Below are 25,232 nucleotides of genomic sequence, written 5' to 3'. Positions count from 1 at the left end.
CTTATAGTAGATTGTCAACAACAATTAATTTTAAAAAATAGCAAGTATCATACTATTTGGTGCATTTAAATCACCAATTTTCATTATTACATTTGATTTTCACTTTTATTTAAAATATTAAATCAAGTTTATAAACTACATCAATGCTTTGATTTCTTTTATTTGTTCAATATGTCGTTGTTCATGAATAGAAACTAGTTCTACCCATTGATCGAGGGGTAGATCGCCAAGAAAAGGATGTTTAAAGGATTTTTCTGCTAACAAAGATGGATCTTCAATTGTATCAAGGAAAGATGTAAATTTTCCTCTCGATTCGTCAAGTAACTCAATAATTTGTTGAACTGTAAAAAAGTCTTCAGCTGGTACAACAAATTCTGGTGCTGGGACTTTCTTTGTTCTATCTGCGATAATATGAATATTTTTACGTTCCGCTTGCTTACTATCTTCTTGTTTTAATGCCCACGCAATCAGTCTTATAAAAGATGCCTCTGTTAAAGTTAAGTGATGGCAAACCTGTGCTATACTCCAACTGTTTGCATCAGGCTTAGCGTTGAATTGACTATCACTTAATAGTTTGATCTCCTCTACTAAGTTAGTTCTTGTTTCACATAGTTGGTCGTTAATTAATTGACTCATATGATATCTCCTCCACTAAGTGTTTTTTTACTCCCTTTTCTGTATATGTTTAATACGATGTGAAGTATTCTATATTTTTTATATCATTATTCGCTTTCCGGTCCTTGCAGATTTTCGAACTGCATCTAACAATCGATGTAGTTTGACAGCGTCATTAAAATCCGGAATTTGCCTTGTACACTCAAATATATCTTTTGCCAACAGCGTATACGCTTGATTCACATAGCTTATAGCGCCATTATTTAGTTCTGATGGCATTTTTAGTTCTTCATATAAAACATCTTTAGAATTAAACAAATTATTAGGGTGTAACATTTTTTCAATGATAAGGTTACCAAATTGAACATGGCCATAGGAATTTTTTTGTGTTAAGCGAAATGCACCCTTTTCTCCCCTAATTTCTAATTGAAAAGCTGGATAAACTCCGCCTTGGATATGTACAGATGCTGAAGTACCATTAATGAGGGTCCCTTGTATCAATATTTGATCAGCTGTATTTTTTACGGTTGCCTTGCCTGTTTCTTGTATGAATGCTTCGTTATAGTGGTTATTCATTGTAGCGGATAGCTCTTCAAAATCACCTAAAATATAACAGAGTACATCTAGTGAATGTCCACCGTTAATGGACAGAAGGGTTGCTCCATTGTCTTCGTGTAAAAGATAGCGGCTTTTTTCATCTGTTACTCCCCCTTTTCCTTGTGTTGCTACTTGCATAGTACAGGAAATGACATTACCGATATCCCCCTGCCGAATTGCTTGTTTTAAATAATTTACTTCTGGAGATTGCCTTCCCTGAAGTCCGATTGCATGATGAATATTTCTTTCGTCTGCCAATTGAGCCATTTTTTCTGCTTGCTTCGTATTAATAGCTAGTGGCCATTCACAATAAATATGTTTATTTTCTTCTAATGCAGTCATCACAGCATCATAATGATGCGGGACCTTGATACTCACAACAACTAAGTCGACATCTTTCGTTTGAGCTAATTCCTTATAATCTGTAAAAGCAAGAGGAGCATTTAAGATTTTAGCACTTTCCTTGGCTGTGTCCAAATTCGAAGTACCAATTGCTGTTATTTTGAAATAAGGATTGTTCTTTAGTGCTGGAATATGTGTTTGACTTGCCCATTGATTATTCAAAGATCCACCTATAATCCCTACATTAATAATTCTATTTTCCATTAACTATTCCTCCAAAACATTATAAATACTTTTATCTAGCGTTCAGTAATAGTGAAATCGAAGCGGCATTTACAAGACCTCATTTCAATATATAAAGATGAACTGCTCGTAAAATCCTGATTAGTACCCCCGCTGTTGAAAGTTTCACTAAACCTTTATACAAAGTATAATGAAAAAGAGGCATCATATTAAATGTTTATTCGTGATGTTGCTATCACTTTTTTTGATGGATGTGAATGGAAATGGATATAGAAAACATGAAAGCGTTTGTGTCAGTTGCAGAATTGAAAAGTATATCTGCTGCTGCTAGTAAATTAAATCACCTACAATCGAATATGACGGCAAAAATAAAAAAAATTGAAAACCATTATAATCAAGAATTATTTATTAGAAATTCTAAAGGTGTAACATTAACGAAAGATGGAGAAAAATTATATCATCAATTTAAGAAAATATTATTTATTTGGGAAGAAACAGAAAATGTGATGAAAAAACATGATGAAACACTTCGAGTTGGAACGATGACTTCAATGGGAGGAGCTCAAATCTCACCAGCTTTAAATAAGCTTTATCAAACATATCCTAATTTATCGGTAACATTAAAAACGGGTTCAACAGAGTATATAGAAAGTCAAATTTTGCTAGGAAAAATTGATCTAGCATATACGATTGGGTCATTAAAGAATAACAAAATAAAGTATAAAAAAGTAGCTATAGAAGAAATGGTTGTCATTGGTCAAGGTATTAATCGGTGTACAATATTCGAGGATTATATAAGTGGAAAAAACATACTTGTCCTATCTGATAATTGTTTGTATCTTTCAATATTACAGAATATGTATAGAAGTTTAAATTTTACTCAAGGAGAAATAATTGAAGTGGGAGATCCACAAAGTTTATTACAATTTGCCATGATGGGTATGGGAATTTCTTTAGTTTCTAAACGTATAGCAAGAAGATACAACATTGAGCAATACTTAGATGTACCTTTACCATTTAGATTCGTTGATTTATATTTAATTACTCGTTTAAACCACGAATTTACGCCAATTGAAAGACAGTTTATTGAGCTAACAAACTCTATTGATGAAATGAAAGCTAACAACTGATAATAGTGCCAAAAAGCCGATTCCTACAAGTAAGCAAAATCGGCTTTTTTAGTTGCCTATTTTATTCAATGAATTGCTCTTTACTACGAACAATATTGAATGGATTGTTTTCGAGTACATGTTGCAGCTCTTCATTTTCAATATGTGTATAGATTTGTGTTGTTGCCACACTTGAGTGCCCCAGTATGTGCTGAAGACTTCTAATATCCGCTCCTGATTTATACATCATCGTTGCAGATGTATGTCGTAGCTTATGAGGTGTCAGTCGTTCTTTTTGGAGACCAGATTGTTGATTAATTCGTTTAACGATTTTAGCGACGGTTTGACGAGTAAATCGTGTTCCCTTTTGTGAGATAAATAGGGGCTCCTCTCCCTCACCTTTATATGTTGTCTTTCCGCTATTTTCATAATCTGCAAGTGCCTGTACACAGCTATCATTCAAATAAACAGTCCGTTCTTTATTCCCTTTCCCGACAACCGTTAAGTAGCGCCCTTGTATGGATGACTTATTTAACTGACAAAGCTCTGTCACACGAATTCCTAAATTTAAGAAAAACATCATCATACAATAGTTTCTTGGTGAAGCACGATTTGGCTGGATTCCATCGATAAATCGTGTGGCTTCCTCGATATTCATATAGATTGGTCTTTTTCGTCCAATTTTTGGTGTTTCTAATTCATCTGCCGGATTTTCTTCTATAAGACGACGTTTCCCTTTCAAGTATTTAAAAAATGACTTCAACGTTGCTACTTTACGCGCTCTCGCTGATGCAGAATTTCCACGCTGCACCTCGCAATATTCCATAAATAAATATAGATCTTCTAATGTCAACTCTCGAATTTCTTCTATTGAAATAGTAGAAATATCTATTCTCGTTAAATCTGATAGTTCATGATCATTCTGAATGGCTATGTAAAAACGGAAGAATAATGTCAAATCATATTCGTATTCTTTTCTAGTACGTTGAGACTTCCCTTTAATCGTCGTTAAATAAACTAAGAAATCTCTCATTATTTTTGGTAGCTTAGGCTTTTCCATTAAAATCACCTCTATTTGTTCTATTTTACCACGAAAAAACGTTCCCAAATATAAATTTGGGAACTTTATAGTGAAATATATGCCCTTTTTTATATTCTGGAACAAGCGTTCTATTTATGGACGATTAAAAAAGGTGATTCTCTTTTGAAGGAAAATCACCTTTTTTAAAAGTTTTTATGAAAGTTTCATTTTTTAGGCATAAAGTGCAAAAAAAATGAATATTTAAATCTAGTGGACTAAATGAACTATGCGCTGTGAGACGATTCGAAAAATGAAAAGATGGATAACTATACGTGTCGATTCTTCTCACAACGCGAATGGGATTATTTGTATTTTTGTCGATTTCGGTATAAAAACCGTTTACTTTACAAAAATACTATACGTCCCATCAACTTGTTTTGCTAGAGACCAGTTTGTTGAGAGCATATGTTGAAGTTTACCGATAACTTCCTCATCACAAGTCAAATTCTGGATTCCTGTTTCTAATAATTGATAATCCCTACCTTCTTCTAATTGGAAACGAAGATACAGTAAACGTTTAATGCCTGGCAAAGTTACATATTTGATTCTGTAATTACCATGCAGAGCGTCTAAAAATAATTGTTCCCCTTCTTGGTAAAGTGCCATTGTTTCGGAAAATTCATAGTTTGGTACTTTTTCCTGCCAAACTGATACATCCCCTGTTTGCAATGTGCACACAATTTCCTCATCTGTAAAATCTAATTTTGAAAGCTTGTCTAGTTCATAAGCTTGCATTAAATTAATGTTTGTCATTTTTACTAGCTCCTTTTATGTATTTATCTACATTCCTCTAAAAATGATGAGATAAATGCGAATGTAGTTCCTTTTCAATTGGTTTTACTACAATTTCGCCAAGACGAAATTGATTCTTACTAAGTGTAACACGTTTTCTCTACTACTTAAATTCGGAGGGCGATCCATATGATGAAGTTCTATGAATCTGGTATGTTTTTTGATGAGATGTTCGAAGGTAATCAACCGAAGCCTCATTATAGGTCTTTCCACCATAAGCTCAATGTTTTTACTAAGGAGCAATTAGATGAAAAATATCAGCAAGCACAATCAACATTCCTTAAACAAGGCATCACTTTTACCGTATATGGTGCACAAGGTGGAACAGAACGGACAATGCCCTTTGATTTTATACCCATTATTATTCCACATGAACAGTGGCGCGAAATAGAAGCTGGTATGAAGCAACGTGTAAAAGCGTTAAATTGTTTTCTACATGATGTTTATCATGAGCAATCTATTTTTGAGGATGGGCTTATTCCGAAAGAGCTCATTGAAAACAATCCGTATTATTATAAAGAAATGCTTGGTGTCAAAGTACCTATCGATAATCATATTTTTTTAGCTGGTATCGATTTGATTCGTGATGAAAATGGTGTTTATTACGTGTTAGAAGATAATTTACGCAATCCTTCAGGTATTTCCTATGTTTTTCAAAATCGATCTGTGATGAAAGAAGTGTATCCTGAATTTTTCTCTAAACATACGATCCAGTCACTCGACAAACAAATGGCCTTTATGAAGAAGGCACTTCTTGCTCACCGGCCACCTTGTATGGAACCAAATAGAGAACCTAAAGCTGTCCTTTTAACAGCCGGCATGCATAATTCGGCCTATTACGATCAAGTTTTTTTAGCACAGCAGCTCAATATTCAGCTTGTTGAAGGCCGTGATTTAGTGGTCCGAGATGATAAGGTGTACATGAAGACTATCTATGGGTTAAAGCAAATAGATATTATTTATCGTCGAATTGATGATGATTTCCTTGATCCTGTTGTTTTTCGTGAGGATTCTTTACTAGGAGTTCCGGATATTATGGATGCTTATAAAGCTGGAAATATTGCTATTTTAAATGCAGTTGGTAACGGTGTTGCTGATGATAAAGCGATGTATGCCTATGTACCAGATATGATTCGTTACTATTTGAATGAGGAACCTATTTTACGCAATGTGAAAACTTATCATCTAGCTGATGATCGTCAACTAGCTTGGGTTCTTGAGCATATAAGAAAGCTTGTTATAAAAAATGTTAGTGCATCTGGTGGCTATGATATGCTTATTGGTCCGCATGCGAGTGATGAAGAAATCGCTATTTATAAAGAGAAAATTATGGAAAACCCGCATCAATACATTGCACAGCCAACGATTAGTCTGTCTAGAGCACCAGCTTTCCAGGAAGGAAGATTCTATCCCTGTCATGTCGATTTGCGTGTATATGTGATGAAGGGTGAGGATATGTATGTGCTTCCTGGCGGTTTATCGCGTGTAGCATTAAAAGAAGGATCTTTAGTCGTAAATTCTTCACAAGGTGGAGGAGCAAAAGATACGTGGATTTTAAAGGAGGAATTGCAGTATGCTAAGTCGAGTAGCCGATGCACTATACTGGATGGCACGATATAGTGAACGCTCACAATCGAATGCACATATATTACAAGTACAGCTGTTGAATATGTTGGAGCAATCTGGCAAAGAAAATGAATACATCGATCATTGGGAAGCGGTGTTGAATATTTGCGCCTCGAAGGAAGAGTACTTGACCATATATGAGTCGATTCGAGTTAATCCACTTATCGAATATCTACTTTTTTCTACTAATAACTGTAACGCTCTTCATGTTACTTTATGTGCCGTTAGAGAAAATGCGCGTGTAACTCGAGATAGCATTCCCATTGAGCTTTGGGAATTGCAAAATGACTTTTATTTATCGTTACAGCAAGAACTATTGGAACGTGAAAGACCCATTCCACTTATCGTTCTTAACTCTTTTTTACAAAATGTTCGTAAAACCTCATTAACTGTGACAGGGCTTATCGAAGGCTCGATGAATCGGGATGTACCTTTTTATTTCATGCAAGTTGGGAAATGGTTAGAGCGTGCGGAAAAAACGATTCGTATGGCTTTAATTATACTGGAGCAACATAAGGAAATAACTATCTCCTTAGTAGAAGCGGACGGTTCGTTTTTACTTGATTTGTCGGAGGCGACGGAGTCTTATTTACAAAAGCATCGCCAACCTAACTTACTATGTGTGCTTCAATATTTATTACAAGATAAGCATTTTCCACGTTCAGTAATGTTTTGCTTACAAAAATTAGAGGAAGCATTTATTTATTTAGAAAACGATCCTCTTTCAGCTAGATTTTTAGAGCTTCATGCTCCATTAGAAAATTTATTGTTTGCCATCATGAATGTAGATGTTTGGAATAGTACCTTAGAAGAAACTATTTTATTAATGGAGGAAAAATTGTGTCAATGTATTGATTTAGGCAATACATTTTCAGCAATTTATCATTTATATGAACCCAGCGTACAACCTTGAAAAGAATCAACGACAGCTCCCTATCAACAAGCAAGTCAGTAATTCAAAGGAAGCGGACACTATGAAATTTGAAATTCAACATACTAATATTTTTCAATATGAGTCTGAAGTCGATCAAAGCTTAAATACAATCCGCTTAAAGCCAAGAGGCGATGAGCGTCAGCGCTTATTATCCTATCGCATTGCCATTACACCTTCATCTTTAACGCGTGAGCATACAGATATATGGGGCAATACGGTTGGCACTTTTTATATACCAGAGCAGCATCAAGAACTAGAAATTCAAACGACCTCTATTGTCAGCATTCAACGTGCACCATTTATTCATCGTATTCAATATTCACCAGAGATGCAGACGATTTTTCACTCGCAATTGTTTTATGAGCATTATTTGCCCTATTTAAAGTTTACACAATTTACGTATATGACAGAAAATCAGTTAGAGGAAGTTTATCATGCCATTGGCCATGCTGAAAATCCTGTACTATTTTCATTAAATTTAATGCAATATTTATATTCGACTTTTGAATATGATCCAGGTGCAACCGATGTGACGACAACGGCAAGTGAAGCCTTTGCCCTGAAGCGCGGTGTTTGTCAGGATTTCACACATGTCATGCTGGCTGTGCTCAGAGCTAAAGGAATACCAGCGCGCTATGTGAGCGGTTATTTATATGTGGATGAAAACTCCGCCTTAATCGGAGATATTGCAACCCATGCTTGGGTAGAAGTTATGATACCAGGAATCGGTTGGATTGGTCTAGATCCAACTAATAATGTTGAAGTATTAGAACATCACATTATTTTATGCATTGGCCGTGATTATTCCGATATAAGCCCGGTTGAAGGTGTTTATTCAGGTGGAAAGCATAATTTAACTGTTAAAGTGAGTGTCAAAGCATTGAATCATTTGTAATAAAAATGGGTATTGGTTTAAATTAAAACCCCTGATTTTTCTATCCTAAGTAGAAGAATTAGGGGTTTTGTTAGGAACTATTGTTTTGAAAATGAATAATCTCAGTAATCCTACGATTATTTCCATTTTTTCAATATTATTAAGTGTTATAAGACTTTTTATACAATACCCATTTCTTTTCCTATTTTCTTCATTTTATTTATAACTGTATTGAGCTGCTCCATTGTATGTGTAGCCATTACTGTAATCCGCAATCGGCTTGACCCTTTTGGCACAGTTGGTGGTCGAATCGCTGGAATAAAGACACCTTCATCCATAAGTTTCTCAGAAAATTGCACAGCTTCACGGGAATCTCCAATAAGAAGAGATATAATTGGTGTTTCCCCCTCATTAACTACAAAACCGGATTCCCCCAATTTTAAACGTAAGTACTTCGCATTATTCAGCAGCTGTTCCCTTCGTTCGGGCTCATTTTGAATAATGGATATCCCTTCTCGCCCGGCTTCAATCGCACTTGGAGATAAACCCGTTTGGAAAATAAATGATCTAGCGTTATTTAGTAAATAGTTCTTAGCAATTGCAGACGTCGCCACAAAACCACCCTCTGCACCAATCGCTTTACTCAACGTGCCCACTGTAAAATCAATCTCTTCTTTCAACCCAAAATAATCTGCAGTACCCCGACCATCAGTTCCTAAGACACCTGTCACATGCGCATCATCAATCATTATGTAAGCATTGTATTCCTTTGCTAGCGTAACTATTTCGGGAAGCGGAGCAATGTCACCATCCATACTAAAAACGCCATCCGTCACGATTAACTTCTTTCCATCTCCACGTGATTGCTTCAATTTATGCTCTAAATCCAACATATTCGCATGTTCATAAACAATTGTTTTTGCTTGACTAAGGCGACAACCATCTATAATACTTGCATGATTCCAAGCATCAGAAAATATAATATCCCCTGCCTTCATCACACTCGAAATCACGCCAATGTTCGCTAAATAACCACTGCTGAAAACAATGGCAGCTTCAGTTTTTTTCAAATCGGCAATTTCAGATTCAAGCTGTTCATGAATATCGAAATTTCCAGTTGTTAATCTCGAACCACCAGCTCCTGTACCGTATTTACTAATACCTTCAGATGCTTTCTTTTTCAACCGAAAATCTGTTGCAAGACCTAAATAGTTATTAGATGAAAAAAGCAAAAATTTCTTACCATTTATGATTACCTCGCTTTCATTGCCATTTGAAAACGAGCGTAACTTCCTTGTCAATCCTTTCTCTTCTATTAATTGTAGTTCCCGTTGAAACCAATGATCCATTTTTTAATCCCTCCTAATGAGAACTGGTACGGTTTCTAAATAGTTTAAAAAAGATTCAAGTTCAACTTCATCAGACACAAAATAAACACGACCTCCGCTTTCACAGCCCTCCCTTTTTAAAGGTGTAATTCTGACATAACCAATGCCACGATTACTTACATATCCAGTCACGTAATCAGGATCGTCAGACCAACATAATTCTACAATTGTAAATGGAGAATTTGCCACTTTCGACGCCAGAGCCAATGCTTCACGTACACGCTCATTAAGGTCTCCACCATCATCTTGCCAATCGATTCGTGATACACGAACACCCCTTTGTCCTCGAGCGTCAAGCCGTAAGCCAGTTTTACTATTTAGGATAATTGCCCCACGGAGATTTTGATTACTACTAAGTTGATGAAAGGCAACATCCAGTGCATGCTCTGAAACACCTAATGAGGTTAGTATCTTTCTAGCTTCACTACGGGCCTTTTCGATTGAAGCCGCCTCAACTGTTGTAATTTCTAATGGTGATATATACTGAATCAGATCAGGCGAAATCTTTTCAACGGTAATTTGAATAAAGTCAGCATCGCCACGTGAATGATTACTTGCTTTGTTCAATAACTGTTTTACAATTGGCTCTATCTGAGATTTACTTCCTATCCGTTCACCACCAGATATATGCTTTTCCCCTAGTTCAGGACTTCTTTCAGCCGCCCGCATTCGGATGCTATAACACGCTTTTAACATGATGATTACCTGCTACTTTCTTATTTATTGTATGTAACATTTTCGTTATGGGATAAACACTAACAGCTGTGATTACCATACCTGGAATAGCCAAAACTAATAACGGTAAAAATGGAGTCCCTAACGTAAAAGCCAAACCAAATCTAGCAATCGTTGTTCCAATTGGGCCTGCCAAAACAAGTACCGGAATTGAAGTCCCATATAAAACAATGAGTAGGCCTACAGTTAATCGAAAAATGAATGCGATCTCCACATTTAATATTGAGTGTATACCTAGTAAAAATAAGATTAAACTTGCAATGATCCCCGCTAGAAAATACCGCTTAAACCCAAACACCGCTGCAATCGCAACTGCAATGGGCGCTGATAATTGAAATTCAGACCCAGGAATACCTGTTGGAATTTTAAACATACCTGTAACGATAATAAGACATGCTAGCAATGAAATCTGAGCAAGATCATATGTAGAAAACTTTCGGATCATTTTATTCCTCCATCTTACCTTTTAAATTAACCTGTAATAACTTTATGTTATTTCCTCCTATTCATAATTTGTGTTAACTTATATTTATATTAAGTTAACACAATTCAAGGCTGAAAAGTAGATATAATGGTAGGATTTTTTATTATTTGTGAAAATGAGGTTTTATTAATTCTCAAACAAAAATGGGCAGTGGCTTAAATTAAAACCCCTGATTTTTCTACGTTAAGCAGAAGAATCAGGGGTTTTATTAATATTTATTGCTTTTTAATCTTCATAAGAGAATGTGTACAAGAAACATCATCCTTCTTGTCTACTTATAAACTTATTTTGCGTTTATAAAGTAAACTAGATGATCCGTCCATTTGTCGTCCTCGAATATGAATCCTTTCCTCGTGCATTCATACACCATTCCAACACTTTCTGCTAACTTTATGGATGCTATATTATCAAGGTTTATGTGTGCTTCTATTCGATGATAATTTAATTTTTTAAACGCTAGATCTAAAGCAGCTTTTACAGCCTCTCTCCCATAACCTTTTCTCCAAAACTGGTTATGAATTGTATATCCAAACCTGGCCCACTGAAATTCTTCCCTCGTAATTGTCGAAAAGTCTATAAAACCAATATGAGTATTATCTTCTTTTCTAAACACTCCAAATACATAGACCTTGTCATCTTCAGCCATTTGATGATGATGAGTAACTAAATCACGAAACCATTCTTTCGTACAGATGCTCATATCTAATTTACCTTGATCGTATTTATGTTGAGAAGGTAAACGATTTTCATATTGGGTTAGCCAAGAAATATAATCATCTTCCTCAAGTAATCGAATAACTAATCTGTCTGTTTCAGTTCTTATTTTATTCAATCGAACACCTCATCTAGAATTACTTCCTATTCTTATATAGATTATTCGACATAAGGTAATCATTTCCTTTCTATTAAAATCTTAAAGCCAGTTTTGTAATGGCACTATACCCCTCTTTTATTCCCCCAAACAAGGGCATGCAACTGTGGCAGTACTCTGACATCTCTGAAATCCTCATCCTTCATCACTCTATCAATCAGCGCATGATATTTATCCAATAAATGTAATATTAATCGTGAATTGTCAGTCGTCGTGAGATCATCATTACCGACTTGAAGATAAAAAGGAATCGTCGGATATCGATGATGAATTTGTTTAGCATACTCGTAATCCTCTTGATTAAAAACGACTAGTTTAAGGGATACATGATGATCACTGTTCCGATTTTTAAGTTTTTCGAAAATATCAGAGAGCACCGAATAGTCTGTAGTCATCCCGGAACTAGGGGGCTTTGGTGAGATTGTTAGTTCATCAATCTCATACATCCATTTTTGCCACCTACTTCCCTGTGTTTCCACGCCGACCTTTATACCGTTTTCATTTAGAATGGCAATGAGACCCTCCAAATTTTGGATAAGTGCAGGGTTGCCGCCTGAAATCGTAACAAATGAAAAGCCGCTGCCTCCGAGACGTTTCAACTCAGACCAAATTTCTACAGCTGTCATTTGGACAATAAGATGCTTTCCGCTGCCATCCCACGTAAACGATGAATCACACCAAGAGCAGGAATAATCACAGCCGGCTGTTCTCACAAACATTGTCTTTTGGCCAACTACCATTCCCTCACCTTGAATCGTCGGTCCAAAAATCTCGATAACAGGTATCTTACTCAACTTCCATCCACTCCCGTCTCGCTTCTGCATAGCTAGTCGGCGTTTCATATAACCGGATAAACTCAACACGCGCTCCGTTATATCTTTGTTCATCCAGCAAGGTCGCAGCCAACTTTTCGTAAATCCAAACAACAATATTCTCTGCCGTCGTATTCATTGGTGGAAGCGTTTCATTTAAATAACGGTGATCCAAATGAATCTCTATTTTTTCTTTCCATATTCTTTTTATATCCCCAAAATCAATCATTAAACCCCGTTCATCTGTGTATCCACTCAGTCCTAATACTACGCGATACGTATGACCGTGCAGATTTTTACATTTCCCCTCATAATTATGTAAATGATGAGCAGCATCGAAGGTAAATTCTTTGCTTACGAGAACGCGCTTTGCATGATAGTTTAATTGATTTCTTTGAATATCTACATCTAGTTTTTGGAGCTTATCGACAATTCTAAAATCTGACATGCCTTAAGACTCCTTCCTGTAGCTCAAATACTCATCAAGCCCTTTTTTTCGCAGTTTACATGCTGGACATTCCCCACAGCCATCTGCTATTACACCGTTATAGCAAGTCAACGTTTTTTCACGAACAAAATCAAGTGCTCCAAACTGATCAGCAAGTTCCCATGTCTGCGCCTTATTCAGCCACATCAACGGTGTATCAATCACAAAGGAATCATCCATCGATAAATTTAACGTTACATTCAAGGATTTAATAAAAACATCTCGACAATCCGGATATCCGCTAAAATCCGTTTCACAAACGCCAGTTACAATATGCTTAGCTCCTACTTGGCTCGCTAAAACGCCCGCAAATGAAAGGAAGAGAAGATTTCGACCAGGTACAAAAGTTGATGGAAGCTCACCATTTTCTCCGTCTTTTACCTTTATGTCTTGTCGTGTCAATGCATTCGGAGCAAGCTGATTCAGGAGTGACATATCAAGAATGTGATGCTTAACACCGAGCTCCTCTGCTATCGCCTTCGCACTTTCAATTTCAAGATGATGCCTTTGACCATAATCAAAAGTTACTGCCTCAACCTCTTGAAAACGTTCTTTTGCCCAGAACAAACAAGTTGTACTGTCCTGGCCTCCACTAAATACAACAATTGCTTTTTCCTGCTTCATGTGTAAAATCTCCTTTGTTTCAAGAAAACAGCATTATAAGAAAAAGTACTGCTTCTTCTTAGTTTTTTTTAGAGGGTAGCTAAATACCTCTTTCTTGATTGAACTATTCAAGCATTTATCGTTAATCCATTTTTTCCGGATTAATTTCGTGGCTCATTAAACAGCATATGAATAATGAGTACTTTTAATCTGTCAGACCTTCTTCATGGCTCCGGCCAGACATAAAAAAACCTCCTTGCAAAATGTTTCCCAACACTTTTCAAGAGAGGTATCACCAATCGTTCTATTAAAACATTAGTAAACACATAAAAAAAGCCACGTCCGATATGGACATGGCATAATTATCATGTTTCCATAGTTTTTTATAGAGGGTATCAGCTATGAACCTCTCCCGTTCTAGTCCGGGCATTCTTTTCTCCAATATAATACAAAAAATAGAACAAAACGTCAATTGGATTTTTAAAAAATCTTTACATAAATACTTCTCTTGAAAACCACTGTTATACTACACTAATCCAGACGAAGTACGTGCATTGCAAAGCAATTTCCTGGACGAAAACTAGTTGTAAAGGAAAAACGAATAATACGATTTCTGAATTAGAATAGTTACTTTCATGAGCTGAGGCAAAAGTGTGTCAACAAAAAACCGAACTATCCAATAAAACGCTCATGAAGTGTTTCGGAATCGTTCGGTTTTTTCTATTTATCTTGTGTTGTTAATCTAGAGATTATTCGGCTTTATAAAGGAATTATTTAGTTATGTCCCAGCCTCTTATTCATCACGATCAAGTGACTCTTTCACAAATGTAGGAAGTGCGAATGCACCTACGTGTAAATCTGTATTGTAATATTTCGTTTTCAGACCAAATTTGTCCCAAGCACCTACTTGAATATCTTTAGTTGGATGTAATGCTTTTGAAGCAAATCCGAATAGCCAGTGTCCCGATGGGTATGTTGGCATATGGAATTGATATACGCTCGCGATTGGGAAAATCCCTTTAATCTTTTTATGTGCTTTGCGCATGTTTTCTGCATACTCGGCAAAGTATGGAGATTCGTGTTGGTTAATTAAAATTCCTTTTTCATTTAATACACGGTAACATTCTTTATAGAAAGCTGTTGTAAATAAACCTTCACCGACTGAAATTGGGTCAGTAGAATCTACTAATATTAAATCGAATGATTGATCAGCAGCATTTTGAACATAAGCTAAGCCATCATCAAAAATCATTTCCATACGTGGATCTTCTTCAACACCAGCAGCTGTAATTGGAAGATATTTTTGGCTCAAACGGAATACTAACTCATCGATTTCTACCATTACTACCTTTTCTACTGATTCGTAACGTAGTACTTCGCGAGCAGTACCTCCATCACCACCACCGATAATTAATACCTTTTTTATATCTGGGTTAGTAGCGAATGCTGGGTGCGTAATCATATCGTGATAAACGAACTCATCTTTTTCATTAACCATCATCAAGCCGTCTAACGTGAAGAAAGTACCAAACTCTTCACTCTTATAAAAATCGATTTTTTGGAACGGAGATTGTTCACTATGAATCTCTTCGTTGTATCCGATTGAAAATTTACAGTTATCGCTCCATTGTTCTGTATACCATTTCATTAAATCACGTCCTCTAATACTTCTTGTTTCACTAGAATTGTATCAATTTCTTGTTCTGCAAATTGGCGAATTTTATCTGCCATTCCACGTGGTACTTCAAATGATTCTGTCTTTTTCGCTTGCAGTTTTTGTTCTAAATATTCTGCTGCCTTCCAAGGACTTACAGAGTCACCACAAGTGTAAACATCTACAGAAGCAAATCCGTATTCTGGCCATGTATGAATCGTTAAATGTGATTCAGCAATAATTACTGCACCCGATACACCATATGGGTTGAAATGATGGAAGCAAGATTCTACAATTGTTGCCCCAGAATAGTCAGCAGCTTCATTCATAAACTGCTCGATTAATGCATTTTGCTCAATAATTTCACTTGGGCAACCATAAAATTCAATTAATACGTGTCTTCCTAATGTTGATAATTCAATGCTCATTTATTTATCTCCCTTACGACTGTAATATAATTTTCTTCTTTCGTTTCGAATAGAACATTCCCAAAATTAAGAAAATAGAAGTTATATAATTCTACTACTTCCTCTGAAATAACTTCACCAGGGATAATTAGTGGTATTCCCGGTGGATAAATCATTAATGAATCTGCACTAATTCGACCTACCGCATCATAAATTAAAATAGTTTCTGTTTCAGCATTACACGCCTGTTGTGGTGTCATTGCTAATTTATTAATTTGATTCGCTGTCACATAAGCTGATTGAATCACATCTTTTTTTGCGTGATTAAGTTCAATATCTTTTAACGCATGTACTAATTTACAGATTGTTTCATTTGTATCAACATGACTAATGACTGCCATTATGACATATCCTTCAGCAAGTTCTAATTGAATGCCATACTGTTGTTTCAATATTGTGTAAACTTCGAAACCAGTTAAACCGAGATCGTTCACACGAATAACAAGTTTCGTCCAATCATAGGCTTGATTGAAATTTTGTTGTACATACTCAGCTTTTAGCACTTCATAACGTGAATTATTTTCAATTTCTTCAATTGCTGCATCAACAATTGACTGTAAATGGCTATAACGTTGTTGTCCATACAACACTAATTCTCTTCGTGCTACATCTAAAGAACTCATTAATAAATAATTTGCACTCGTCGTTTGAAGCATATTTAATACTTTTTGCAAATGCTTCGAATCGATTCGTTTTTCTTGTAGTAGTAGAAGCGAACTTTGTGTTAATGAACCGCCAGTTTTATGCATACTGACTGTTACTGCATCTGCACCAGCACTAATCGCATCGTTAGCATCAGGTAAAAATGTTAAATGCGCTCCGTGTGCACTATCAACAATAACTGTTACATTTTGTTCATGTGCGAGCTTACAAATTTCTTGCAGTTGATTCATCGACCCAAAATAGGTTGGATACGTTACAAGTAAAGCTTTCGCTTGTGGATTTTCTGCAAGTGCCGTTTTTACATTTTCAACTGAAATTCCGTGTGCAATACCAAAATGTTGATCAACTTCAGGTTGAATAAATACTGGTTTTGCTCCGCTTAATATAATGCCGTTCATAACTGATTTATGGCAGTTACGAGGTACAATCAATGTATCGCCCTGTTTACATGTCGCTAAAATCATCGCCAAAATTCCTACAGTAGTTCCATTTACCAAAAAGTAAGCGTAGTCTACATTAAATGCTTGTGCAGCTAATTGTTGAGCTTCTTTAATAACCGATTCCGGGTGACTTAATAAATCAAGCTCCTTCATCGAGTTTACGTCCATTCTTAATGTCATTTCGCCAAGCGTCCATTTTAATGGGTTTTCATGTAGCCCCATTTTATGTCCAGGTACATCAAAAGGCGTAACATCTTGTTTAGTATAATTGACTAAAGCTTCAAATAATGGCATGCGGTCTTGAGTGGCTAAAACTTCCTCAGTAGCCACTCGATTTTGCACGCATTGCATTATTGTCCCAAAGCAACTGTTAAGAGTTGCTCTAATTCCGAAACTTTGTCTGTTTTTTCCCAAGTTACGTTTACATCACTACGTCCAAAGTGACCATAAGCTGCAACTTGTTGATATTGTGGTTTACGTAGATTTAGCATGTTGATAATGCCATTTGGCGTTAAGTCGAATAATTGACGAATCGCTTTTAAAATTTCTTCTTTCGCTACTTTTTCTGTACCAAATGTTTCTAAAGCGATACTAATTGGTTCACTTACACCAATTGCATATGATAATTGGATTTCACATTTATCTGCCAAGCCTGCTGCAACAATATTTTTTGCAACGTATCGCGCTGCGTAAGCCGCTGAACGGTCAACTTTTGTACAGTCTTTACCAGAGAATGCGCCACCACCATGACGAGCTGCGCCGCCATAAGTATCAACAATAATCTTACGTCCTGTTAAACCTGCATCTCCGTGTGGTCCGCCTACTACGAAACGACCAGTAGGATTAATTAAAATGCGGAAGTCTTCATTCATACCAAATTGCTTCGCAACAGCTTGAATTACATTTTCTGTAACGTAATCAATGAATTCTACTCGGTCAAAATCATCATCATGTTGAATTGACATTAAAACAGTATCAATTTTAGGTTGCATACTATCCGTATAATCAATTGTTACTTGTGATTTCATATCTGGTCGAGCCCATTTGAATTGACCATTTTTACGTAACTCAGTTGCACGCTTTACAAGCATATGTGCCATTTCAATTGCTAAAGGCATATAGTTTTCAGTTTCATTAGTCGCAAAACCGAACATAATACCTTGGTCACCTGCACCAACTTCTTTTGTATCGCTTGAAGAATCAACACCCATTGCGATATCAGGAGATTGCGTGTGTACTAAAACTTGTACATTACAGTTATGACCATCAATACCGAACTTATCATCTGTGTAACCAATGCCGATTAGGGTATTACGGGCAATTTTTTCGATATCTAGTTCTGCTTTTGTAGTGATCTCTCCACCAACAATTACTGTGTTTGTAGTTGTGAATACTTCACACGCCACACGTGATAGTGGATCTTGCGATAATGCTGCGTCTAATACTGCATCTGAGATTTGGTCTGCGATTTTATCTGGATGTCCTTCCGATACAGACTCCGATGTGAATAATACTTTTTCTGACAATTTTAACTACCCCTAACAAATTATAGATTTTTAGGGCATAAAAAAAAGCTCACCCAATTTTAAGGAAAGCTTCGAATACTATCAGCTGCTGTTCCTCTTATTGTTCACAAAATTTAATTTTGTGCTCAGGTTCGGCCCACTGGATTCAGTTCATTATGAACTAAATTGTTTGGCCACCGTATCTTCGACCCCTCGTCTCAACGGTTATTAATAAGAGCTATATTATTATGCTGAGACTCATATTAAGTCATAAACTTTTGAGTGTCAATTTATTTTTTAATATTTTTTTATAATGAATCGCTATGAAAGTTAATTCATTTACCCTTTTGAACCAAAAAATACTAAGAGTAACATTATGCAAATGATTAATATTTATTATAAATCTTGAATAAAAATGCATACAAAGGTTTTTTATATTAACAATAGAAAGAACTCCTATTAAATTTGTAAATAGATGTGTCAAATTAACATATTGCTAGCAAATAATTTTTTAAATTACCAAAGAAAATATAGGTATTTTTAGCGTCTTTAATTTCATAGAAATCGCTTAAATTTCTATAATTCAGACTATTATTTTTGATCAATTCTAAGAAGACCATGACGATTCTATGGTTCAAACTTGGTATGTTGATTAACTAATTTTTATCATATTTATTAAACTGCTAGGTTAATTTCCCTTATGGAAACTTCCCCCATATCTTTCCTTATCTTTAAAATCACTATGGACATCAAAGCTATGAAATACGAAATTCATTTGCTTTGCGAAGGCTTATTTAATGCCTTTTCCCCTCTTTCTACCAATTGTTTAATTCAAATAATTTAAATTTATAATGCATTCTACTAAGCATTTTACGGCTTGTTTGATATTACTATTTATAAAATTCGCACATTAAATTGACAGAAAATTGAGAATTAGTATATAATTTTTGGTATTACCACTGTATTTAATTTGTATTACCACATAGTAAAGGGGACGAGGATTTGAAAGAAAAGGAACGCTCCTCAGATAAAATTGAGAATGAATTAATTAGATCAATAGTGGCTGGTGTTTATTCTGTAGGAAGTACTTTACCGCCTGAAAGAACGCTTGCAAAAGAATTTGGTGTTGGTCGTCCGACTATTCGGGAGGTACTTCAACGTTTAGGAAGGGGTGGATGGATAACAGGGAGAAAAGGAATGCCTGCAGTTGTTAATGATTATTGGCGCAATGGGAATTTAACGACACTTGTTAATATTATTGAGAATCATCATACCTTAACAGATGAATTTATCATGTACTTATTAGAATTAAGAAGTACTTTGGCTCCGACTTATATTCGTGATGCTGTCACGTTTAATCAACCTAAAGTGGTTGCTCTCCTTGCCAATCTAGAGCAACTCGAAGATACTGCAGAAGGCTATGCTGTATTTGATTGGGATTTGCAAAAAAGATGTGCTGGCCTTGCAGTCAATCCAATCTTCTTACTCATATTAAATAGCTTCGATTCTATTTATCTGGATATGGCAAAAAGATATTTTTCTATAAAAGAACATCGTCTGTTGTCCTTCGACTTTTACCACAGCTTATTAAATGCTGCATTAAATGGAGATGCAATGGAAACTGAAAGGTTATCTACGACAACAATGGCGAAAAGCTTAGCACTCTGGAAAGATAGAAAAAAATAAAGAGTACTGGAGGCGTGATAAATGAAGTTGAAATATATTAAAGAATATTTTTTCTACCCTGATATATTAATCATGACCTGTCTATTCCTTATTAGTTTTGTATTTATGATTCTACATTTAACCTTTATCGGAATTTTAGGTACTTTTTTTCTGGGAATGATTATGTATTCCTTAGCTGAGTATGTTACACATAGGTTTCTTTTTCATCTTAAACCACCAAAGAATGCATTTTTGTTACAAATGCTTAAACGCTTACATTATGACCACCATACAAATCCGAATGAATTGCATTTATTATTTTTACCCTTATGGTATAGTGTGCCAAACATTGCAATTGCAGCAGCCATTTTTTATTTTCTTTCATCTAGCTTAGTAATGACAAACGCATTTATTGCAGGTATCATGCTCTTTTTATTATTTTATGAGTGGAAGCATTATATCGCCCATCGTCCCCTTCAGCCAATATCTCCATGGGGTCGTTGGATGAAAAAGGTTCATTTATGGCATCATTTCAAAAATGAAAATTACTGGTATGGCGTTACGAACCCAGCCTATGATTTTCTCATGGGTACCTTTAAAAACCAAAAGGATGTTGACCAAAGTAAAACAGTTAAAAATCTAGAGAAACGTGACGACTAGAAAATATAATTATAAAAAATATGCCTTATAGGGGTACCGTCAGGAAAAATGCGTATTTACTGTATTTACAACGTTAAGGAATTTCCATTACTCCATAAGCATTTTTAAGTTATATTCAAAAACCATGCTTTGACATTGTCTAGAGCATGGTTTCATTTAAACTAATATAAATCTGCTAAGTTGATTTTTTCAGCTCATCTGGTTCTAAAATTATAGGTACGCCACTTGTTGAAATGGTATCAATATAACGATACACAGTCCTTATATTCATCTCTAACTTTTCTGAAATTTGTTTTGCAGTAATATTTTCACCTGAACGAAGCATTCATAAAATTGCTAACATATTAGCAATTTTAGGCATATAATTCCACCTCTATAAGGAATTTATTTTCTATTATATATTTCCGTTTTTTAGTATAACTCATCAACTGTTCCTTTCCGATAGCTTTCTATATAATGAGGCCCTAGACACATTTGTAATTTCACAAATTTGATTTACAGTCATATCTCCCTCTTTATAAAGCTTTACTGCATAATTCTACTTCTTTAACCGACCTTTAAACTTTCCTTCTTTCTTAGCCAGTTTAATCCCTTCACGCTGTCGCATACGGATAAGATCACGTTCTAATTGGTTTACACCCGCCATAACCGTAATTAAGAATAGGCTGTAGGGATTTTCTTCTGATAAATCTAGCCATGTAACTTTTAAGGATATTAAATTTGCCTTTTTACTCCGTATGTTATTCTGATATACTAACTACTAAAACAATCCCACTTTGTGTTATATTCCCTCCAGTATTTTATACTTCTTGAAACACTTTACTTTATGAAGAAGTTAATTTTATGAACTCATTAACGTCTTGAACACATAATTTTATCCCTTTTTCCCAAAAAGCTTCTAATGTGATATCTTCTCCTAAGTGTTTCATTACTAAATCTTCTGTTGACATACTTCCTGAATCCCGAAGCAATTTTAAATAGTCTTTTTCAAATTCTTTCCCTTTTTCTTTTGCGTTTGCAAATATACTTAATGCAAATAAATATCCAAATGTATACGGGAAATTGTAAAAAGGAGATTGTGTAATATAATAATGTGGGGTCCAGATCCAGGAATAGATTGAAGCCTTATCAAGCGAACCAGCATACCCTACATCTATTGCTTCTTGCATTATTTCATTTAAGCGTGATGATGAAACAATTCCCTTTTTTCGCTCCTCATAAAATTTCTTTTCAAATAAAAATCTAGAATGAATATTCATAAAATTCATGACGCTACGCTTTAATTTCTCATCAAGTAAAAACAATTTTTCATTAGTAGATCCCGCTTTTTTCATTGCAGCATCTAAAACAATCATTTCAGAAAATGTGGAAGCAGTTTCGGCAATACTCATTGGATACTGTTTATTTAAACCATTAATAGGTTTCATTGCATGATTATGAAAAGCATGACCTAACTCATGTACTAGTGTTAATAGATTTGTAAACGTACCGTCATAGGTCATAAAAACTCTTGATTCATTCGAAAGTGGAAACCCAGTACAAAAAGCAACAGCTGACTTATTAGAGCGATTTTCTGATTCTATCCAACCTTTATGGAAAGCCTGTTTTGCGAAATTCTCTAGTTCTGTTCCAAACTGACTAAAATGCTCCAATATGAAATCAACAGCATCTTCGTATTCTATTTTTTGATCACTCTTTGTAACAGGTGCCCAAAAGTTAAATGATTTCATTTTTTTATGACCATTCATTTTTGCTTTTTGATTTAAGTAGTTAGTGAAGGGGGTTTTGAATTTATTAACCGCAGACCACATTGCATTTAGCGTTTCCTCTTTCATACGATTTTTCATTAAGGGTTCTTCTATTACATTATCTAAGCCACAATTTTTGTAAACTTGTAATCGAAACCCTGCAATATGATTTAATATTTTCGCAAATAATTCTTCGTTTTCTTTCCACTTATTTTCTAAAGCTGTATGAGATTCTTTACGAACTTCTTCGTCAGGATGTGAACGTAAATTTATAGCTTGCCCCACTGATAATTCGTTTTGTTGACCATTTATTTGAACATTAACTCTAATATTGCTTATAAACGAATTATAAAATTGCCCCCAAGCATGAAATCCATCTACCATAAAGTCTGACATTAAATCTTGTTCTTCATCTGAAAGTTTCATTTTAGTATCTTTACGCCATTCATTTAGTATGAAGTTGTAATTTGCTAAAACATCAGTATTAAGTAAATCCACCCACAAATATTGATTCGTTTTTATTAAAGTATTTTTCACTTTTTTCAATGCAGATTCAAAACGAGTCTGTATTGTTGTTATTTTTCCTTTTAATGTTATTGCATGTTGATCCTTAGTATTTTGAGCAAGAAGACAGGTTATAAAAGAATTAGCTTGTGATATATATATTTGGATGTCTCCTATATAATCAAGTAGATCTGCAACTTCTTCTGAATCGTTTATGTTTCGCGGGGTATTAAAAAAATTTAGTTTGTCTTCAAATTTATTGACCTTAACATCTAAAACTTTTATATGTTCACTTAATAGGGATGATTCACTTCCACCTGGGAATAAATCATCTAAGTTCCAAACTTGTAGATATTTTGTTTCTTTCAATTGTTTCTCCCCCTTAAATTATAATAACCCCATAATAATCGAACGTACATTCTTAATCCTATCATATCATAGAGAGTTATTTCATTATTTTACGCATACATTTATTCATTATCTATTTAAGGAATGGATGAAACTGCATTTTATTGATTATGCCTCGGCATTATTTCTCTCCCATAATAAAATACCGCCGTCATCTGCAATTACAAAATAATTGCCACTAAATGAAAACCCATAGCAATACAAAAAACCTCTATAAATGCGGATACAATTTTTATTGTGCCCTTCGACCAAACAGCCCTCCAACGCAGGTTGATAAATTATATCTTCACAAGGGTACAGAGGAGTACTCTTTGTAAACAATCCCCGAATTTATTACTGACTGGTAGTAAGCTCTCACCATATTTGCCTGCCAATTTAATCGTTTATCTTTTAAAACGTCGAAGCCTTCACAAATTAACAATGTTTCATCTAAATCAAAGTCATCTGTATAATCTCTGGATATTTTTTTGCTCTTGCTAAATCTATAATTCCCCTACCAATACTTGATACGACAAGTAATAAATCGGATGATTCATCAAAAACGAAATATTCAAAACGGTCAATACTAAAATTACCCTTAAAAGTTCATCCAGCCGGACTTTTAGCAGAAGGAATTTGTTCTAATATGTTATATGTATCTTTTCTATGTTCCTCAAAAGCCTTACTTTTAAAGTAATTCATGATAACCTCCATTGTAGAACTGTTAAAAAATATACTAAAAAACTATTAATTAATTTATAAAAGCGTGCACAAATTTTCTATTGTTATTTATACACGCTTAATCACAATCCAATACAGACGAAAAACGATCTTTCTTTATTCAAAACGCTCCTGTCTTTCAGTCAGTACCCATTTTCGTACATAGCCCATTTTTTCCTGAATATTTTCGATTGTTTTTTCACTTTGAAACGCCTTTTGCATGACGGTATAGCGCAAATCCGTGGCTCTCACATTTGTGCCAATATCCTTTGATATCGTTTGGAAAATTCGCTCAATTGTTTTTGTAGAGATGGATTTAGATTGACTAGCCTCACTTACCCATACCCATTCTCCTAACTTTTCTTCATGCAATTCTTCGGTTGCTTCATTATAGTGTGCCAGCATGTTCATTAAAATTGAAGTCAGCTTTATTTCTCTACGCCTATTTTGATTAGCAATGTAAATAATCGATGAATCAAACTGAATATGTGACCATTTCATACGGACAAGTTCTGCTGGTTTACATCCTGTCTCCATAAGTAGTTGGACAATGCAGCCGTTTCGTCTTGCTAGCCAAGCATGCTCCATTGTTTTAGCGTATTGAAAATAAGTTGGCCAGACATTCGCAATTTGGATTAATTGCTTCTTTGTCAACAATGTCAAAGCTTCTTTTTGTCTCTTTTTAGGCTGTAAAATAACTTCATAGTCAAATGGATCCACCCATTCCCTTAAAAAGACAAAGTCAATAAAGCCCCGCAAAGTAGCAATTTTATGATTAAACGTGTTGACATTTGTGTAGGTCTCTTTTAAATAATTACTATATATAAATAACAATTCTTTTAAATGATGATCTACATTGAAGTAGTTGTTCTCATGAGCAAACGCTAAAAATTGTTGTCCATCTATATTGTATTGTTTTTTCGTAGCAGCACTTTTCTTCAATGAGTTCAAAAGTAAAAAATAGCTGTTCCATGCTTCCACTAGAGTGACCATCATACGACCTCCTTAATAACTGTGCGTGTTTTATTTAAGTTTACTATATTTTCGGGGCGTCAGTTTATAATTCATTTATATAAATCATAATGTCGGATAATCTGTTGTATACATACACTTTCCCGCTTCTATTATTCAAATGCTCCTTTCAAAATGAAGAAACAAATGATCCTATAGCAGTTTCCCACATCTTTTGTTTTCTTACAATAGTAATTTTCCGAACTTTGTTGTAA

At 35.0% G+C, this 25,232-nt stretch carries 23 protein-coding genes, 2 pseudogenes and 1 riboswitch; of the genes and pseudogenes, 6 read left to right on the top strand and 19 right to left on the bottom strand.

Annotated features, from left to right (window positions below; all coding sequences use genetic code 11):
- Positions 1–135: 135 nt before the first annotated feature.
- Positions 136–636, bottom strand: coding sequence for a DinB family protein (locus AC3WSO_RS12445; protein WP_492531159.1), 501 nt, complete (start codon positions 634–636; stop codon positions 136–138).
- Positions 637–714: 78 nt separating this feature from the next.
- Positions 715–1,818 (bottom strand): Gfo/Idh/MocA family protein, encoded by a 1,104-nt coding sequence (locus tag AC3WSO_RS12440; RefSeq protein ID WP_492531157.1) that lies wholly within the window; start codon positions 1,816–1,818, stop codon positions 715–717.
- 242 nt (positions 1,819–2,060) lie between these two features.
- Between AC3WSO_RS12440 and AC3WSO_RS12435 the strand changes: the two genes are divergently transcribed.
- Positions 2,061–2,927, top strand: coding sequence for a LysR family transcriptional regulator (locus tag AC3WSO_RS12435; protein WP_492531156.1), 867 nt, complete (start codon positions 2,061–2,063; stop codon positions 2,925–2,927).
- Between the two features lie 61 nt (positions 2,928–2,988).
- Here AC3WSO_RS12435 and AC3WSO_RS12430 read toward each other — a convergent pair whose 3' ends face one another.
- Both AC3WSO_RS12430 and AC3WSO_RS12425 read right to left on the bottom strand, forming a co-directional pair.
- Complete coding sequence (locus tag AC3WSO_RS12430) at positions 2,989–3,966, bottom strand: tyrosine recombinase XerC (protein WP_492531154.1); 978 nt, start codon at positions 3,964–3,966, stop codon at positions 2,989–2,991.
- Between the two features lie 360 nt (positions 3,967–4,326).
- Positions 4,327–4,740 carry a hypothetical protein gene (locus AC3WSO_RS12425; RefSeq protein WP_492531153.1) on the bottom strand — a complete coding sequence of 138 codons (414 nt, stop codon included), beginning with the start codon at positions 4,738–4,740 and terminating at the stop codon, positions 4,327–4,329.
- A gap of 168 nt (positions 4,741–4,908) precedes the next feature.
- On the opposite strand from AC3WSO_RS12425, the gene AC3WSO_RS12420 reads away from it, so the two are divergent.
- From AC3WSO_RS12420 to AC3WSO_RS12410, 3 genes are all read left to right on the top strand, one after another.
- Entirely contained in the window at positions 4,909–6,399 is a 1,491-nt protein-coding gene (locus AC3WSO_RS12420) for a circularly permuted type 2 ATP-grasp protein (RefSeq protein ID WP_492531152.1), read from the top strand.
- Positions 6,353–7,318, top strand: a complete 966-nt coding sequence (locus tag AC3WSO_RS12415; protein WP_492531150.1) for an alpha-E domain-containing protein — start codon at positions 6,353–6,355, stop codon at positions 7,316–7,318. Before AC3WSO_RS12420 ends, AC3WSO_RS12415 begins: the two co-directional genes overlap by 47 nt.
- Before the next feature lie 61 nt (positions 7,319–7,379).
- Complete coding sequence (locus AC3WSO_RS12410) at positions 7,380–8,234, top strand: transglutaminase family protein (protein WP_427484036.1); 855 nt, start codon at positions 7,380–7,382, stop codon at positions 8,232–8,234.
- A 158-nt stretch (positions 8,235–8,392) separates the two neighbouring features.
- Here AC3WSO_RS12410 and bioF read toward each other — a convergent pair whose 3' ends face one another.
- The 11 genes from bioF to metK all read right to left on the bottom strand — a co-directional run bounded on the left by bioF (position 8,393) and on the right by metK (position 18,343).
- Positions 8,393–9,562 (bottom strand): 8-amino-7-oxononanoate synthase, encoded by a 1,170-nt coding sequence (gene bioF / locus AC3WSO_RS12405; protein ID WP_492531149.1) that lies wholly within the window; start codon positions 9,560–9,562, stop codon positions 8,393–8,395.
- Between the two features lie 3 nt (positions 9,563–9,565).
- Entirely contained in the window at positions 9,566–10,297 is a 732-nt protein-coding gene (bioW, locus tag AC3WSO_RS12400; RefSeq protein WP_492531147.1) for a 6-carboxyhexanoate--CoA ligase, read from the bottom strand.
- Entirely contained in the window at positions 10,278–10,781 is a 504-nt protein-coding gene (locus tag AC3WSO_RS12395; protein WP_492531145.1) for a hypothetical protein, read from the bottom strand. The genes bioW and AC3WSO_RS12395 overlap by 20 nt, the downstream gene beginning before the upstream one ends.
- A 322-nt stretch (positions 10,782–11,103) precedes the next feature.
- The gene (locus tag AC3WSO_RS12390; RefSeq protein ID WP_492531143.1) at positions 11,104–11,652 is read right to left on the bottom strand and encodes a GNAT family N-acetyltransferase; all 549 of its coding nucleotides are present in this window, start codon (positions 11,650–11,652) and stop codon (positions 11,104–11,106) included.
- Between the two features lie 104 nt (positions 11,653–11,756).
- Entirely contained in the window at positions 11,757–12,485 is a 729-nt protein-coding gene (gene queE / locus AC3WSO_RS12385) for a 7-carboxy-7-deazaguanine synthase QueE (RefSeq protein WP_492531142.1), read from the bottom strand.
- Positions 12,478–12,951 (bottom strand): 6-carboxytetrahydropterin synthase QueD, encoded by a 474-nt coding sequence (gene queD, locus AC3WSO_RS12380; RefSeq protein ID WP_492531140.1) that lies wholly within the window; start codon positions 12,949–12,951, stop codon positions 12,478–12,480. The genes queE and queD overlap by 8 nt, the downstream gene beginning before the upstream one ends.
- A gap of 3 nt (positions 12,952–12,954) precedes the next feature.
- A complete protein-coding gene (queC, locus tag AC3WSO_RS12375; RefSeq protein ID WP_492531138.1) occupies positions 12,955–13,614 on the bottom strand; it encodes a 7-cyano-7-deazaguanine synthase QueC in 660 nt (219 codons plus the stop codon).
- 348 nt (positions 13,615–13,962) lie between these two features.
- A riboswitch (PreQ1 riboswitch) is annotated at positions 13,963–14,009 on the bottom strand.
- A 377-nt stretch (positions 14,010–14,386) separates the two neighbouring features.
- A complete protein-coding gene (speE, locus tag AC3WSO_RS12370; protein ID WP_492531136.1) occupies positions 14,387–15,241 on the bottom strand; it encodes a polyamine aminopropyltransferase in 855 nt (284 codons plus the stop codon).
- Positions 15,241–15,675: an adenosylmethionine decarboxylase gene (gene speD, locus AC3WSO_RS12365; RefSeq protein WP_082172725.1), complete on the bottom strand. Its 435-nt coding sequence runs from the start codon at positions 15,673–15,675 to the stop codon at positions 15,241–15,243. The genes speE and speD overlap by 1 nt, the downstream gene beginning before the upstream one ends.
- Positions 15,672–17,168 carry an aminotransferase class I/II-fold pyridoxal phosphate-dependent enzyme gene (locus AC3WSO_RS12360; protein WP_492531134.1) on the bottom strand — a complete coding sequence of 499 codons (1,497 nt, stop codon included), beginning with the start codon at positions 17,166–17,168 and terminating at the stop codon, positions 15,672–15,674. Before AC3WSO_RS12360 ends, speD begins: the two co-directional genes overlap by 4 nt.
- A complete protein-coding gene (gene metK, locus AC3WSO_RS12355) occupies positions 17,168–18,343 on the bottom strand; it encodes a methionine adenosyltransferase (protein WP_492531132.1) in 1,176 nt (391 codons plus the stop codon). Before metK ends, AC3WSO_RS12360 begins: the two co-directional genes overlap by 1 nt.
- Before the next feature lie 981 nt (positions 18,344–19,324).
- Between metK and AC3WSO_RS12350 the strand changes: the two genes are divergently transcribed.
- Both AC3WSO_RS12350 and AC3WSO_RS12345 read left to right on the top strand, forming a co-directional pair.
- Complete coding sequence (locus AC3WSO_RS12350; RefSeq protein WP_492531130.1) at positions 19,325–20,008, top strand: GntR family transcriptional regulator; 684 nt, start codon at positions 19,325–19,327, stop codon at positions 20,006–20,008.
- Positions 20,009–20,029: 21 nt separating this feature from the next.
- Positions 20,030–20,647 (top strand): sterol desaturase family protein, encoded by a 618-nt coding sequence (locus AC3WSO_RS12345; protein ID WP_492531128.1) that lies wholly within the window; start codon positions 20,030–20,032, stop codon positions 20,645–20,647.
- Between the two features lie 199 nt (positions 20,648–20,846).
- On the opposite strand, the pseudogene AC3WSO_RS12340 reads toward AC3WSO_RS12345, so the two are convergent.
- The 4 genes and pseudogenes from AC3WSO_RS12340 to AC3WSO_RS12325 all read right to left on the bottom strand — a co-directional run.
- A pseudogene (locus AC3WSO_RS12340) lies at positions 20,847–20,972 on the bottom strand (HTH domain-containing protein); the annotation flags it as partial.
- A gap of 99 nt (positions 20,973–21,071) precedes the next feature.
- Positions 21,072–21,392: pseudogene (locus AC3WSO_RS12335) on the bottom strand (helix-turn-helix domain-containing protein); the annotation flags it as partial.
- A gap of 79 nt (positions 21,393–21,471) precedes the next feature.
- Complete coding sequence (locus AC3WSO_RS12330; RefSeq protein WP_492531127.1) at positions 21,472–23,268, bottom strand: M3 family oligoendopeptidase; 1,797 nt, start codon at positions 23,266–23,268, stop codon at positions 21,472–21,474.
- 855 nt (positions 23,269–24,123) lie between these two features.
- Entirely contained in the window at positions 24,124–24,999 is an 876-nt protein-coding gene (locus tag AC3WSO_RS12325; RefSeq protein WP_492531125.1) for a tyrosine-type recombinase/integrase, read from the bottom strand.
- Between the last annotated feature and the right edge of the window lie 233 nt (positions 25,000–25,232).

This window comes from Lysinibacillus sp. EB106-09-02-XG168 (genome assembly GCF_058791475.1).
Note: the sequence above shows the minus strand (reverse complement) of the source record. Positions and strands in the feature narration are given on the sequence as shown.

Bases quoted from the DNA above. Each gene is read 5' to 3' on its own strand.
- AC3WSO_RS12360 (WP_492531134.1), bottom strand. From the start codon at position 17,168: ATGCAATGCGTGCAAAATCGAGTGGCTACTGAGGAAGTTTTAGCCACT.
- AC3WSO_RS12420 (WP_492531152.1), top strand. From the start codon at position 4,909: ATGATGAAGTTCTATGAATCTGGTATGTTTTTTGATGAGATGTTCGAA.
- queC (WP_492531138.1), bottom strand. From the start codon at position 13,614: ATGAAGCAGGAAAAAGCAATTGTTGTATTTAGTGGAGGCCAGGACAGT.
- AC3WSO_RS12395 (WP_492531145.1), bottom strand. From the start codon at position 10,781: ATGATCCGAAAGTTTTCTACATATGATCTTGCTCAGATTTCATTGCTA.
- AC3WSO_RS12325 (WP_492531125.1), bottom strand. From the start codon at position 24,999: ATGGTCACTCTAGTGGAAGCATGGAACAGCTATTTTTTACTTTTGAAC.
- AC3WSO_RS12435 (WP_492531156.1), top strand. From the start codon at position 2,061: ATGGATATAGAAAACATGAAAGCGTTTGTGTCAGTTGCAGAATTGAAA.
- AC3WSO_RS12425 (WP_492531153.1), bottom strand. From the start codon at position 4,740: ATGACAAACATTAATTTAATGCAAGCTTATGAACTAGACAAGCTTTCA.
- AC3WSO_RS12445 (WP_492531159.1), bottom strand. From the start codon at position 636: ATGAGTCAATTAATTAACGACCAACTATGTGAAACAAGAACTAACTTA.
- bioF (WP_492531149.1), bottom strand. From the start codon at position 9,562: ATGGATCATTGGTTTCAACGGGAACTACAATTAATAGAAGAGAAAGGA.
- AC3WSO_RS12430 (WP_492531154.1), bottom strand. From the start codon at position 3,966: ATGGAAAAGCCTAAGCTACCAAAAATAATGAGAGATTTCTTAGTTTAT.
- AC3WSO_RS12415 (WP_492531150.1), top strand. From the start codon at position 6,353: ATGCTAAGTCGAGTAGCCGATGCACTATACTGGATGGCACGATATAGT.
- bioW (WP_492531147.1), bottom strand. From the start codon at position 10,297: ATGTTAAAAGCGTGTTATAGCATCCGAATGCGGGCGGCTGAAAGAAGT.
- speD (WP_082172725.1), bottom strand. From the start codon at position 15,675: ATGAGCATTGAATTATCAACATTAGGAAGACACGTATTAATTGAATTT.
- speE (WP_492531136.1), bottom strand. From the start codon at position 15,241: ATGAAATGGTATACAGAACAATGGAGCGATAACTGTAAATTTTCAATC.
- AC3WSO_RS12345 (WP_492531128.1), top strand. From the start codon at position 20,030: ATGAAGTTGAAATATATTAAAGAATATTTTTTCTACCCTGATATATTA.
- AC3WSO_RS12410 (WP_427484036.1), top strand. From the start codon at position 7,380: ATGAAATTTGAAATTCAACATACTAATATTTTTCAATATGAGTCTGAA.
- queD (WP_492531140.1), bottom strand. From the start codon at position 12,951: ATGTCAGATTTTAGAATTGTCGATAAGCTCCAAAAACTAGATGTAGAT.
- AC3WSO_RS12440 (WP_492531157.1), bottom strand. From the start codon at position 1,818: ATGGAAAATAGAATTATTAATGTAGGGATTATAGGTGGATCTTTGAAT.